The sequence below is a fragment of the Dyella halodurans genome (assembly GCF_026283925.1).
Taxonomy (GTDB): Bacteria; Pseudomonadota; Gammaproteobacteria; order Xanthomonadales; family Rhodanobacteraceae; genus Dyella; species Dyella halodurans.
Map to the genome: position 1 here is coordinate 238889 of NZ_JAPDPF010000004.1, position 12893 is coordinate 251781.

The 12893-nt window shown below is 63.7% G+C and carries 7 protein-coding genes; 3 read left to right on the forward strand and 4 right to left on the reverse strand.

Annotated features, from left to right (window positions below; all coding sequences use genetic code 11):
* Window positions 1–54: 54 nt before the first annotated feature.
* From OUZ49_RS10135 to OUZ49_RS10150, 4 genes are all read right to left on the reverse strand, one after another.
* Complete coding sequence (locus tag OUZ49_RS10135; RefSeq protein WP_380004650.1) at window positions 55–1242, reverse strand: efflux RND transporter periplasmic adaptor subunit; 1188 nt, start codon at window positions 1240–1242, stop codon at window positions 55–57.
* Between the two features lie 7 nt (window positions 1243–1249).
* The gene (locus OUZ49_RS10140) at window positions 1250–2734 is read right to left on the reverse strand and encodes an efflux transporter outer membrane subunit (RefSeq protein WP_266150264.1); all 1485 of its coding nucleotides are present in this window, start codon (window positions 2732–2734) and stop codon (window positions 1250–1252) included.
* Window positions 2735–2816: 82 nt separating this feature from the next.
* Entirely contained in the window at window positions 2817–4382 is a 1566-nt protein-coding gene (locus tag OUZ49_RS10145) for a DHA2 family efflux MFS transporter permease subunit (protein WP_266150265.1), read from the reverse strand.
* A gap of 404 nt (window positions 4383–4786) precedes the next feature.
* The gene (locus tag OUZ49_RS10150; protein ID WP_266150266.1) at window positions 4787–8704 is read right to left on the reverse strand and encodes a GH36-type glycosyl hydrolase domain-containing protein; all 3918 of its coding nucleotides are present in this window, start codon (window positions 8702–8704) and stop codon (window positions 4787–4789) included.
* A 333-nt stretch (window positions 8705–9037) separates the two neighbouring features.
* Between OUZ49_RS10150 and OUZ49_RS10155 the strand changes: the two genes are divergently transcribed.
* From OUZ49_RS10155 to gnd, 3 genes are read left to right on the forward strand one after another with little or no spacing between them, the layout of a single operon-like run.
* Window positions 9038–10381, forward strand: a complete 1344-nt coding sequence (locus tag OUZ49_RS10155; RefSeq protein ID WP_266150268.1) for a glucoamylase family protein — start codon at window positions 9038–9040, stop codon at window positions 10379–10381.
* Window positions 10381–11904: a mercuric reductase gene (locus tag OUZ49_RS10160; RefSeq protein ID WP_266150269.1), complete on the forward strand. Its 1524-nt coding sequence runs from the start codon at window positions 10381–10383 to the stop codon at window positions 11902–11904. Before OUZ49_RS10155 ends, OUZ49_RS10160 begins: the two co-directional genes overlap by 1 nt.
* Window positions 11905–11932: 28 nt before the next feature.
* Window positions 11933–12880: a phosphogluconate dehydrogenase (NAD(+)-dependent, decarboxylating) gene (gnd, locus tag OUZ49_RS10165; protein ID WP_380004653.1), complete on the forward strand. Its 948-nt coding sequence runs from the start codon at window positions 11933–11935 to the stop codon at window positions 12878–12880.
* Window positions 12881–12893: the final 13 nt, after the last annotated feature.

Consider the following 12893-nt stretch of genomic DNA (forward strand, 5'->3'; position numbering starts at 1 on the left):
TCGCGATGCCCACGGCCCGCTAGGCCGCACGGCATAGCTTCCTCGACAGCGGATCTACTTCGCTCTGACGGCCATGTTCGTTTGAATAATCTGCGCCACCTGTTCGTCGGCGTGTGACAGCTGCTGCTGATAAACGTCCGTACTGAAGGCGGGCTTCTTGGGTACCTCATGCGCCAGCCTTGGGCCGCTCTCGTCATGCAGGTCCACTTTCACGTCCAATGACATGCCGATGCGCAGCGGATCCTGGTCCAGCTGCCTTGGATTGGTGAACACCACGCGCACCGGCATGCGCTGCACGATCTTGATCCAGTTGCCGGTGGCATTTTGCGCGGGCAGCAGCGAGAAGGCGCCACCGGTCCCCACACCCAGCTCCAGCACCTTGCCGTCATACTTCACCGCGTGACCATAGATGTCGGAAGTCACCTCCACCGGCTGGCCGATACGCATGTGAGCGAGCTGGGTTTCCTTGAAGTTGGCATCGATCCATACGTCGTGCAGCGGCACGACCGCCATCAGGGAGGCGCCAGGTTGCACGCGCTGGCCGACCTGCACGATGCGCTTGGCGACGTAGCCGGTGACCGGCGCCAACAGGGTCGTGCGTACCTCGCTGAGGTAGGCGGCACGATACTGCGCGGCAGCGGCCTTGACGTCCGGATGCGACATGACGACGGTGTCGTCCACGAGCACCTTGTTGGTCTGCAATTGCTGCTCGGCCGTCGTAAGCGAGCTTTCGGCGGAGGTCAGCGTATCTTTGGCGTGTGAGAGTTCTTCCGCCGAGATCGCGCCCGAGCTGACCAGGTCGACACGCCGATCGTAATCCTCCTTGGCTTTCTGCAGTGCCGTCTGCCGCACCAGCACATCGGCCTGCGCGCCCGACACCGTGCTGTACAGGCCACGCACCTTGCGCACCGTGTTGGCAAGGTTCGCCGCCGCGTTTTCCAGGGCGACATCCGCATCCGCCTTGTCCAGCGTGACCAGCACCTCCCCCTGCTTGACGAAATCGCCATCGTCGGCACCGATGCTGACCACGGTGCCGATGATCTGCGGCGTGATCTGTACGACATTGCCATTGACGTAAGCGTCGTCGGTGCTTTCGTACCAACGACTCAGCAGCACGTACCAGACCGCAAAGACGATGACGCCCACCAGGACGCATGCCCCCAGGACGCTCAGCATGAATTTCCGCCCCTTCTTAGGCGGCGCGGCGGCGCTGGAATCCGCAGGGATTTGAGTAGACATGATGGCTGCCTCAAGACCGATGATGGATAAGAGCCGGGGATTTCGCATCGGCAGCGACGGCCGGCGGGTCAGGCACGTTCTGTCCCGGGCGGAAGCCGCCGCCGAGCGCCTGGATGATTTGCACCGAATAGTCGATCTGCTCCGCCTGCAGCGCCGCCATGCGCTCCTGATCGATCAGCAACTGCTGGCGCACGATGAGCGCTTCCAGATAGCTTCCAATGCCGGCCTTGTAGCGTTTCTCGGCCAGCGCCCACGCATCACCCGCGGCGGACGTCGCGCGCTGCTGCGCGTCGATCTGGATCTGCAGCGAGCTGAGTGCATCGTTGAAGTCGCAGACTTCGTTGACGGCGCGCACGAGCGTGTTGTTGTAATGCGCCACGGCCAGGTCGAATAGCGCATCCGTGCTGTTCAAGTTCGCGCGGCGGCGGCCGCCATCGAAGATCGGCAGGCTGATCGCCGGCCCCACCTGGTAGAAGCGGGACTCGGCCGTGAACAGATTGCCTCCGCCGAGCATGACCAGACCCGCCATGGCGCTGATATTGACGTTCGGAAGGAACTCCGTCTTGGCCGCGGCGATCTGCTTGCCGGCAGCTTCCACACGCCAGCGGGCGGCAACGAGGTCGGCGCGATGTCCCAGCAGCTCGACCGGCAGATTCGCTGGCACATGCAGTACGTCCGGCGACATCAGCTTTGGGCGGGCGATCGCCAGGCCGCGATCGGGGCCCTTGCCCAACAGCACGGACAGCGCCGATTGCGCCGCATCGATCGCGCGATCCGCCTGTGCCTTGCGCTCCTGGGCACCGGCGACTTCTGCATCGCTCTGCTTCAGCTGCACCTGACTATCGATACCCGCGCCAAGGCGTTTTTGCGTCAGCTTGAGCACATCGGTGGCCCGGCCGAGCTCGGCCGTTGCCACATCCTGACGGGCGTAGGCGTAGCCCAGCTGCACGTATGCGCGAGCCACATTGGCGGAAAGTTCGATCCGCGCCGCCTGGGCATCGACCTCCTCGGCGCGCTGTTGCCCGAGAGCGGCCTCCCAGGCAGCCCGCTTGCCACCCCATAGATCGAGATCCCAGCTGAAACGGGCGTAGACATTCTTCGCGGTGCGGGTATGGCCCTTGCCAATCGGTGGCAGCGTGGTCGGCACGCGGACTTCGTAAATGCCTGCCCCGGCGTTCACTTCCGGTTTGCGCTCGGCATCGGCCTCCGATGCCTCGGCTTGCGCCTGGCGCGCACGTGCGTCGGCTTCGTCGAGACTCGGGTTGTCATGCAAGGCTTCGGTAATCAGCGCATTGAGCTGACTGTCACCCAGCGAGGTCCACCAGTCGGCTTCGGGCCATGCGGCGGGCGATAGCTTTGCGTTGGCGAGGGTGCGCGAGGTCGCGAGCGAGTCGGGGCTGATCGGGGTGCCGTCCGGATGCAGGCCACCACTGGTGGCGCAGCCGGCCATGGCCAGTGTCAATCCGATCGACGCTGCCGCGGGAAGAGCACGCATGGTTTTGGCCTCGCTCAGTGGGTGGACCGGTCGAAACGCGCTCAGAGGTCCCTACGCTTCGGGCTCGCGTGGATGTCTTTCATCATGCTGCTCCCGCCCCGACGTCCACGTCCTTGCTGGGATGCGTGACCCAGATCAGCGGAATGATCAGCACAAAGATGATGGCGGATACCCAAAAGACATCATTGATGCCGAGCATGGCCGCCTGCGCGCCCAATCCGCGCTCGACGAAGGCGAACGCATTGGACGCACCGATCTCCAGCGTCGACTGCGTCTGTGCAATCGCATCCGTGAGGTTCGGGTTATAGCCGTTCACCTGCTCGATCAGTCGCGCGTGATGCATGATCGTGCGGTTGTTCCAGCTGTTCGACAGCAGGGATGTTCCAACCGCGCCCGCGAATACGCGCACGAAGTTGGACAAGCCCGCGGCGGATGGGATCTTGTCGGGCGGGAGGCCCGATAGGATGATCGCCGTCAAGGGAACGAAGAACAGGGCCGTGGGAATGCCCTGCAGCAGGGTCGGCAGGATCAAGGTGTATCGATCGATATTGGTGGTGTACAGCGAGCGCATGAAAAAGACGATGGCAAAGCCCACGAAGGCCAACGTCGCCAGGACGCGTGCGTCCAGCTTCATCATCAACTTGCCCATCATCGGCGCGAGGATCACGGCGAATATGCCTAGCGGGGCGGTCACCAGGCCCGCATCGACGGCCCGATAACCGAGGTACACCTGGATCCACTGCGGCAGCAGCACCAGGTTCGCGAAGAAAATCGCGTAGGCCACGGAGATGGCAATCGTGCCGCCGAGGAAGTTGCGTCCGGCGAACAGCCGCAGGTCGACGATCGGCTTCTCTTCGGTCAGCTCCCACACCACGAAGAACGCGAGGCCGATCAGTGCGATCACGCCGAGCAGGCAGATGACGGGGGAGTTGAACCAATCCAGGTCCTTGCCCTTGTCGAGCATGACCTGCAGTGCGGCGACCCACACAATCAAGGAAAGCAGGCCGACCGTGTCGATCGGGAGACGACGCGTTGCCGTTTCACGGCTACGATAGACCGTCCACACCACGGCGGCCGCGAACAGACCCACCGGTACATTGATATAGAAGATCCAGGACCAGCTATACCTGTCGGTGATCCACCCGCCCAAGGCTGGGCCGACGATAGGACCGACCGTCGCTGTCATGGCCCACAACGACAGCGCGCTGCCGCTCTTGTCCTTGGGAAACGTGGTGAGCAGCAAGGCTTGCGACAACGGTATCAGTGGGCCGGCCGCCACGCCCTGAAGCACGCGCGCCGCCAGCAACACCGGCAGGCTTGGTGCCATGCCACACAGGGCGGACGCAATCACGAACAGCAGGATCGCTCCGGTGAAGAGCTTGACCTGGCCAAGGCGCTGGGTCAGCCAGCCCGTGAGCGGGATCGACACCGCGTTGGCGGCGGAGAATACGGTGATCACCCAGGTGCCTTCGTCCACCGACACGCCAAGATCGCCGGACAGGGTCGGAATGGCGACGTTGGCGATGGACGCGTCGAGCACGTTCATGAAGGTGGCGAGCGCCACGGCGAAGGCGCCAAGAGCAAACCGCATGCCCGTCAGCGGAGCTGGATTGGCGGACGGTACGGCGGCGGGATCGGATGGGTTCATGGGCATCCGGTGCGGCGATGCAGATGCCAACGCAGTGCTTCGCGGGTCACCTATCTAGCGCAGATAAATCAGTGAAAGATCAGCGAACCGTTTGCCCGACAGCCGCTTGAGAGATGGTCACCCGTCTTTGCTTTGGTCGCCGGCACAAGCAGCGCTGTTGACGATCGATATCGCGCTGGTCGAGCACTGACAATCCTATCGAGCGGATTTGAATCCTTTGGGGCCAGCAAGTCCATAAGACGAAGGTGTCGATGAGTTACGGCGGGCACTGCGAATTGCAGCGTATGCGGAGCACCGTCCAGTGTCCGCATTGCCTGCTTCAAAGGCGGCATCGCGCTGGTCGCTGACAGCGACGTCGTCGACGCTTTTCGCCATGGGTGTATGGAATCGACATCACCCTGAGCTTACGAGGCCTTGTCGCCACCGAGTACCACGCGCACCGCATGAACTTCCCCGTCATCGACCAGGGGAATGAGCGTATCGGCGGCGGGCAAGACGGCAGCATCAAGTGCGACCGACGCAACACCGCGACAGACGCCATCGGGATTCTCTACCGCGATCTCATAGCGGGTGATTCGTGAGGTGGGCCCGCGGTACCGATACGTCATGCGGAAGCCTGGCCAGGACGCTGGTATGCACGGATCCAGCAGCAGGTGATCTCCCCGTCGCCGCAAGCCGAGGATGGCGTCCACGCCTGCGCGATACAGCCAACCAGCCGAGCCGCTATACCAGGTCCAGCCACCGCGCCCTATGTAGGGATCGACGGAATAGACATCCGCACAGGACACGTAGGGTTCGACCTTGTAGCGATCAACTGCCTGGGGCGTATCGCTGTGGTGGATCGGGTTGAGCATGTCGAACATCGCCATGGCGCGCTCCCCTTGCCCCAGCTTCGCGTAGGCGAAGATCGACCAGGTCGCGCCATGGGTATATTGCCCGCCGTTCTCGCGGATACCCGGTGGATAGCCCTTGATATAGCCAGGGTTCTCGCGTGTGCGGTCGAACGGCGGCGCCAGCAGCAGGGCGATTTTTTCCTGGTGCATCACCAGATACCGATCGACCGCGTCCATCGCCTTGGCGGCATGTTCGACCTGCGCCACGCCGGCGATCACGCTCCACGACTGGGCGATCACGTCGATCTTGCATTCATCGCTTTCATGCGAGCCCAGCGGCACGCCGCTGTCGTAATAGCCGCGCCGATACCAGTCGCCGTCCCACGCGGCGTTGCTGTCGAGCACCCCGCGCAGGCCACTGGCGTAGCGGTGCCATGCAGCGACACGATCCTCGTCGCCGCGCGCAAGCGCCAGGGGCTCGAACGCCGCCATCGTGGCGAGCAGGAACCACGCCAACCAGATGCTCTCGCCTCGACCTTCGGCGCCCACCAGGTTCATGCCGTCGTTCCAGTCGCCATGACCCATCAGGGGCAGTCCATGGGCGCCCTGGGTCAGGCTTGAATCGAGGGCGCGTGCGGCATGTTCGTAGAGACTCGCCTGTTCAGTCGAAGTGCCGGGCTGGAAAAAGGCATCGGCGTCGCCCGGCTTGATCGCCGGCCCCTCCAGGAAAGGCAGCACCTCGTCCAGTACGGCGGTATCGTTGGTGGTGGCGACGTAGTGCGCCGCCACATGGGGCAGCCACAGGCGATCGTCGCTGATGCGCGTACGGATGCCCTGCCCCGCCGGCGGCAGCCACCAGTGCTGCACATCGCCCTGCACGAACTGCCGGCCCGCGGCCCGCAGCAGATGCTCGCGAGCGACCTCAGGGCAAGCGATGCACAAGGCCATGGCATCCTGCAGCTGGTCGCGATAGCCGTAGGCACCACTGGACTGGTAGTACGCCGTCCGTGCCCACATGCGGCAGACCAGCGCCTGGTACAAAAGCCAGTCGTTGAGAAGCACGTCCATGGCGCGACTCGGTGTTTGCACCTGCACGGCGTCGAGCACGTCATCCCACCGCTTGCGTACGTCACTCAGCACGGCATCCAGATCCGCCTGGCGATACTTCTCGATCAGCGCGGATGCGGCATCATCCGAGCTGGCTTCGCCCAGCATGGCTGCGATGTCGATGCGCTGGCCCGGGGCGATTTCCACCACCGTCTGCAGCACGCCACAAGGAGAAAGACCGGCGCCGATTCGCTCCTCCAGTCGCGCACCATCAACAAGCGCGGCGGGACGGGCAACGCTGCCATACCTGCCAAGAAAGGCCAGGCGATCACCGCTACCGGAGCAACGCCTGCCTGCAAGATCGATAAACGCCACTCTGTCAGCAAACTCGGCCCGCCAGCGGTTGCGGGCCAGCAAGGCGCCCGTGGCCGGATCGCGTGAGGTGATCACGAACGGTGCCGAAACCGCGCCATTGGCACCCAGCGCCCATTCGACATACAGGGTTATCGCCAGGCGCCGACGCCGCGTCGACCCGTTGTGCAGCCTTAGCTGGGACAGCTTGACCGGATCGTCGGGCGGCACCAACTGGACCAGTTCCACACCAATGCCATGCGCCTCATGATTGAAGCGGCTGAATCCCTTGCCGTGCTCCACGACATAGCGTTGCCTCGGCACGCGAATCGGCGCCGCCGTGGCGCTCCATAGCTCGCCGCTGTCTTCATCGCGCAGATAGAGAATGTCGTGTGGCGTGTCGCTGACCGGGTCGTTAGGCCACGGCGTCAAGGTGTTCTGCTGGCTGTTGTCCGACCAGCTGTAACCGCCACCCTCCGCCGACACCAGAAAACCAAAACCCGCATTGGCGATGACGTTGACCCATGGCAAGGGCGTGCAACGCTCATCGTCAAGCGTGATGGCGTAGCTCCGACCCGAGGCGACGAAGGCACCGGTACCATTGCTGAACTCGCCCCCTTCGACGGGCAAGGATGCGCGAACATCATCGCCGCTCCGAGCAGGTTTCCCATGTTGATGGGCTCGATCGCCGCCCGGCACGCTGGTGATCACACGTGACGCCGGTTCCGGCAGTCCTTGCGACGCGTCAAGCACGATGCGCGCGGCAGTCATCAGGCCGGTGCGCAGGGCTTCGGGTAGATCTTGGGCGGCCAAGGCAAATGCCTGGGCCGGCGCGGCACCGGCCGTGGCGGAAAGCAGCGCGTTCTGCGCCTGCGCCTGCTGCACGAGCTCGGCGAAGCATGCGTCTCGTTCGGCGTGACCCGCGTGGAGCAGGACGACATCCACGCCCAATCGGCAGGACTGCCAGTAACGTTGAGCCAACAGGCATTCGGCCACACCAGCACGCGCCGATTCGCCCGCGATGTGCAGAAGCACAATGGGCCGGTCGCCGGAGATGCCAACGCTCCACAGTAACGGCGCCCCACCCTGGGCAAGCTCCAGCACGCTCGGCGGCGCCCTCCACGGATTGCATGCATACAACACGGCACCGACGAGGTGGTCATAGCGGGCCGCTTGCGCAGGATCGGCGCCGAGGCGTCCAAGCCCTGCATCACGGCGGGCCTCGGCTCGGGCGAGCAGATCGTCGCCTGCCTGCCCCTGTTTCGCCGATGACAGCAGGTCCAGCACGGCGTCTCGCGAGTGGGCGACCGCGGTCAGGAAGGTCACCGTGACGGTGTCGCCAGGAGCCAGCCTCACCGAACGGCGCAAGCTGAAAATCGGGTCGAGCACACAGCCATGCGTGCGCGATAGCGCCTGCCCGGGTTGCATGGCCAGGGCGTCACGCAGCGTGCGCCCACGACCAAGAAAGCGCATGCGATCGGTCTCGTAGTCGCAGGCCGGATCCTTCGTCGTGGCGACCTGCGCCAGATGCCCCGCCCAGATCTCCTGTTCGCCCGGAGAACGTCGACGCCGTGTGGCAAGCAGCAGCTGCTCCCGCGGCAGCCATTCGGTCTGGACGAACATCTTGGAAAAGGCCGGGTGTGCCGCATCGGCACCAGCCGGACCCAAGACCAGTTCCATGTAGGAAGTGACGCTGATCGCACGCGGACGATCACCTGCATTGGTCAGCGTGACACGGCGCCATTCGAGATCCCCATCGGGATCGACGACGATCTCCAGCGAACTTTGCAGCGCATCGTGTTGATGGGCAATGCGCACATGACTGCCCGACCGTTCGGTCGTATAGGGTTCGGCTCCGGCATTGTATGGTTGAAGACTGGCGGACCACGCGTCGCCACTTTCCTCATCGCGCAACAGTACGTAGCTTCCCCATCCGTCGCCAACCGGATCCTCGCGCCAGCGCGTCACCGCGACATCGCGCCATTGGCTGAAGCCGGAGCCGGCAGCACCCACGGCCACGGTGAGGTTGCCGTTCGACAACAGCTGAACCTGCAATGCGCTATCGAGGCGTGATGACGGATGGGCGGACATGCAATGGCCGACGCTGGGTGGCGGCCGATATCGGCGCGCGAGTGACCCTGGTTCGCGAGCATACCGACAACGCCGGCTAATGCTTCGTGAAATCAACGGGCATGCCGCGTGTGCTTGCGATCTCCGCACAGGCAACAAGCATTCGTTACCTCTTCTACACGCAACACATGCACCTCGTCGCGTCATCATCGCGCTTGCCGGGCATGCTGATGGCGATTCGCGCTCCCGTGATGGCGCCTGGAGCGCACCTGGAACCAGATTTTTTCGCGCTCCACGCAAGAACTTCCGGCTTGCCATAGCCCGCGAGAAGCAGCCCGAGGCCGGCCGAACTCGATGCCAAAAATACTGCCGATCAAAACATCTACCGCGCTGGTGGACGACGCCTGGCTTGAACGTCTGCAGCGTGCCGCCTTCGAGTACTTCCCGAGCAATACGAACCCGTCCAACGGACTGGTGGCCGATACGTCGCGCGATGGCTCACCCGTCAGCATTTCGGTGGTCGGTCTGGCGCTCTCGTGTTACCCGGTGGCCGTCGAGCGGGGCTGGATAGGACGCGACGAGGCCGTGCAGTACTGCCTTGCCGCGTTGCGCTTTTTTTCCGCCAGCGACCAGAGCGGCGGCCCATCGGCCACGGGCTACCAGGGCTTTTATTTCCACTTCCTCGACATGCGCACCGGCGCGCGAGTGTGGCGATCCGAGCTATCGATGATCGATACCGCGCTCTTGATCGCCGGCATGCTCACGGCGCAACGCTATTTCACCGCGACAACGCCGCAGGAGAGCGAGCTGCGCGAGCTCGCCGACGCCCTTTATCGTCGCATCGATTGGCACTGGGCGCAGGATGGCGGCGACACCATCCGGCAGGGATGGAAGCCCGAATGCGGATTTCTTCATTACGGCTGGGAGGGTTACAGCGAGGCTATCGTGCTGTACGCGCTGGCCATGGGTTCCCCAACCCACCCGATTACCGGGGAGTGCTACCAGTCGTGGACGGCGACCTACCAGTGGGAAAATCTGTACGACTTTGATTTTCTCTACGCCGGCCCGCTGTTCGTGCATCACTACTCGCATGCGTGGATCGATTTTCGCGGCATCCGCGACAAGTTCATGCAGGAAAAGCGCTCCGATTATTTTGAAAACACGCGACGCGCCACCTACATCCAACGCGAATATGCGCAACGCAATCCCTATGAATTTGCTGGCTATGGCGAAAACTGCTGGGGCTTGACTGCATGCGACGGCCCCACCGAGGAAAACAGTGGCGCGGCGCGTGGCACACACCGCGTGTTCGGCTACGCGGCGCGAGGCGTGCCCTATGGACCCGATGACGGCACGCTGTCCTGCCCTACGGTGGTCGCGTCATTGCCGTTCGCGCCCGACATCGCGGTCGAGGCGATGCAATACATGCTCGCGCGCTATCCGCAAATCATTTCCGACGGACGCCTGGCCAGCAGTTTCAACCCGACGCTCGCCGATGGCGAGGGGCGTCCCTGGGTGTCGGCTGGGTATTACGGCCTCGATCAGGGCGTCATGGTGATGATGATCGAGAACTACCGCAGCGGCTGGCTGTGGGCGCTGATGCGCAATTGTCCCTATCTCACCCAGGGGCTGCGCAATGCGGGTTTTGCCGGAGGCTGGCTGGACAAACCAGCCGCCAGTGAAGCGGGGACGCGCTGATGGCCAAGTCATTCGACGCATCGGTAGTTCCGAGCGAGGATATTTACGAACGCGACCGCGCCGCCAACGTGCGACCGCCGTCCTGGGTCAATCCGCAGCCGGCCGCGCGCTATCAGCTGGCGGTGATCGGCGGCGGACCGGCCGGCCTGGTCGCCGCCAAGACGGCAACGGCACTCGGTGCCAAGGTGGCCCTGATCGAGCGCGAGCGCATTGGTGGTGCTTGCCTCAATACCGGCAGCGTGCCCTCGAAAGCGATGATTCGCACGGCCCAGGTGTATGGCGACATGCGCGATGCGCAGCGCTTTGGCGCGCAGGTTCCCAAGGGCATCGAGTACGACTTTGCCGCGGTGATGGAACGCGTGCGCCGCATTCGCGCCCATATGAGTGGCAACGACTCCGCCCAGCAACTGGTCGACCAAGGCATCGACGTGTTCTTCGGCGAGGGTAGTTTCGTCGCCGCTGACGCGATCAAGGTCGACGGCCAGGTCATTCGCTTCGGCAAGGCCGTGATTGCCACCGGCGCGCGCGTGGGCATCCCCGATATTCCGGGTCTTGCCGAAGCCCAGCCGCTGAACAGCCGCACGGTGTTCGATATCACCGAGTTGCCACGGCGCCTGCTGATCATCGGTGGCAGCCCGATCGGCTGCGAACTCGCCCAGGCGTTCTGCCGCCTCGGCTCGAAAACGACGATCGTGCAGGACATGCCGCTGTTCCTGGGCAACGAAGAGCGGGATGCAGCGCAGATCCTGTCGGATGCGCTTGCGCGCGACGGCATCGAGGTTCGGCTCAATACGACGGTCGCTGCGGTGCGGATCGTCGGCGGCGAGAAACTGGTGGACCTGGTCAGCGACGACTACCGCAACACCATCGTGGTCGATGTGATCGGCGCCGGCGTTGGCTACGCCCCCAATGTGCAGGGGCTGGGCCTGGAAGCCGCCGGCGTCGACTACGACCCCAAGCACGGCGTGCGCGTGGACGATTTCCTGTGTACCAGCCAACCGAACATCTATGCCGCCGGCGACGTTTGCCTGGCCCACCGCTATACCCATACGGCGGAGGCCTCGGCGCGCATTGTGGTGCAGAACGCGCTGTTTCGTGGGCATGAGCGCATGAGCGCCTTGGTGCTGCCCTGGTGTACCTATACCGATCCGGAGATTGCCCACGTCGGCCTGTATGTAAGAGAAGCCAATCGGCTGGGCATCCCCATCAAGACTTTCACCGTACCGATGCATGAGGTCGATCGTGGCGTGACCGACAGCGAGGAGCGCGGCTTCGTGAAGATCCATGTACTCGAACGCACCGACAAGATACTTGGCGCCACCATCGTCGCTCGCCATGCCGGCGACATGATCAACGAGATCACCCTGGCGATCATGGCCGGCATCCGCCTGCGCACGCTAGCCAAGGTGATCCACGCCTATCCGACCCAGGCCGAGGCGATTCAAAAGGCCGCCGAGGCCTATTACCGGACACGCTTCTCCCCGCGCATACAAGCACGGTTCCGGGGATCGCTGACGCGATGACGAAACGGCGCGGCGCCCTTCCCGGACTATTCATCAACCAGCACGTCGAGATCTCAGTCGAGGACATCGTATGAACATTGGCATGATTGGCCTCGGGCGCATGGGCGCCAATATGGCCCAACGCTTGATGCAGGGCGGCCACCAGGTGGTGGGCTTCGATCTGAACGCGCAGGCGCGCAGCGAGCTGGAGACCAAGGGCGCCCAGTCGCGCGATTCGCTGCCGGCGCTGGTCACCGCGTTGGCCGCACCACGCGTGCTGTGGCTGATGGTGCCGGCCGGCGAGATCACCGATAGCACCCTCAATGCCTTGCTGCCGTTATTGAATGCGGGCGACACCGTGATCGATGGCGGCAATTCCTATTACAAGGATACCTTGCGCCGCGCCCGCCAATTCGCCGGCAAGGACATCGCCTATGTCGATTGCGGCACCAGTGGCGGCGTCTGGGGCCTGGCCGAGGGCTATAGCATGATGGTCGGCGGCGACGAAGCCGTGGTTGAGCGCCTCCGGTCGATCTTCGAGACGCTCGCGCCGGGCAAGGACAAGGGCTGGAGTCGCGTCGGCCCGGTTGGCTCCGGACACTATGTGAAGATGGTCCACAACGGCATCGAGTACGGCATGATGCAGGCCTACGCGGAAGGCTTCGCGATACTCCAGCAAAAAAAGGAGTTTGCCCTGGATCTGCACGCCATTGCCGAACTCTGGCGCTACGGCAGCGTGATTCGCTCGTGGCTGCTGGATCTCACCGCCGATGCCTTGCAGAAGAATCCGCAATTGAGCGGTATTGCGCCTTATGTGGTCGACTCCGGCGAAGGTCGCTGGACGGTGGACGAGGCCATCGAGCTCAACGTGCCCGCCCCGGTCATCACCCAGTCGTTGATCGAGAGGTTGCGCTCGCGCGACAAGGATTCGTTCGCCGACAAGCTGCTATCGGCCATGCGCAATGAATTTGGCGGCCATCCGATCAAGAAGGAATAAGCGCAGCACGTTC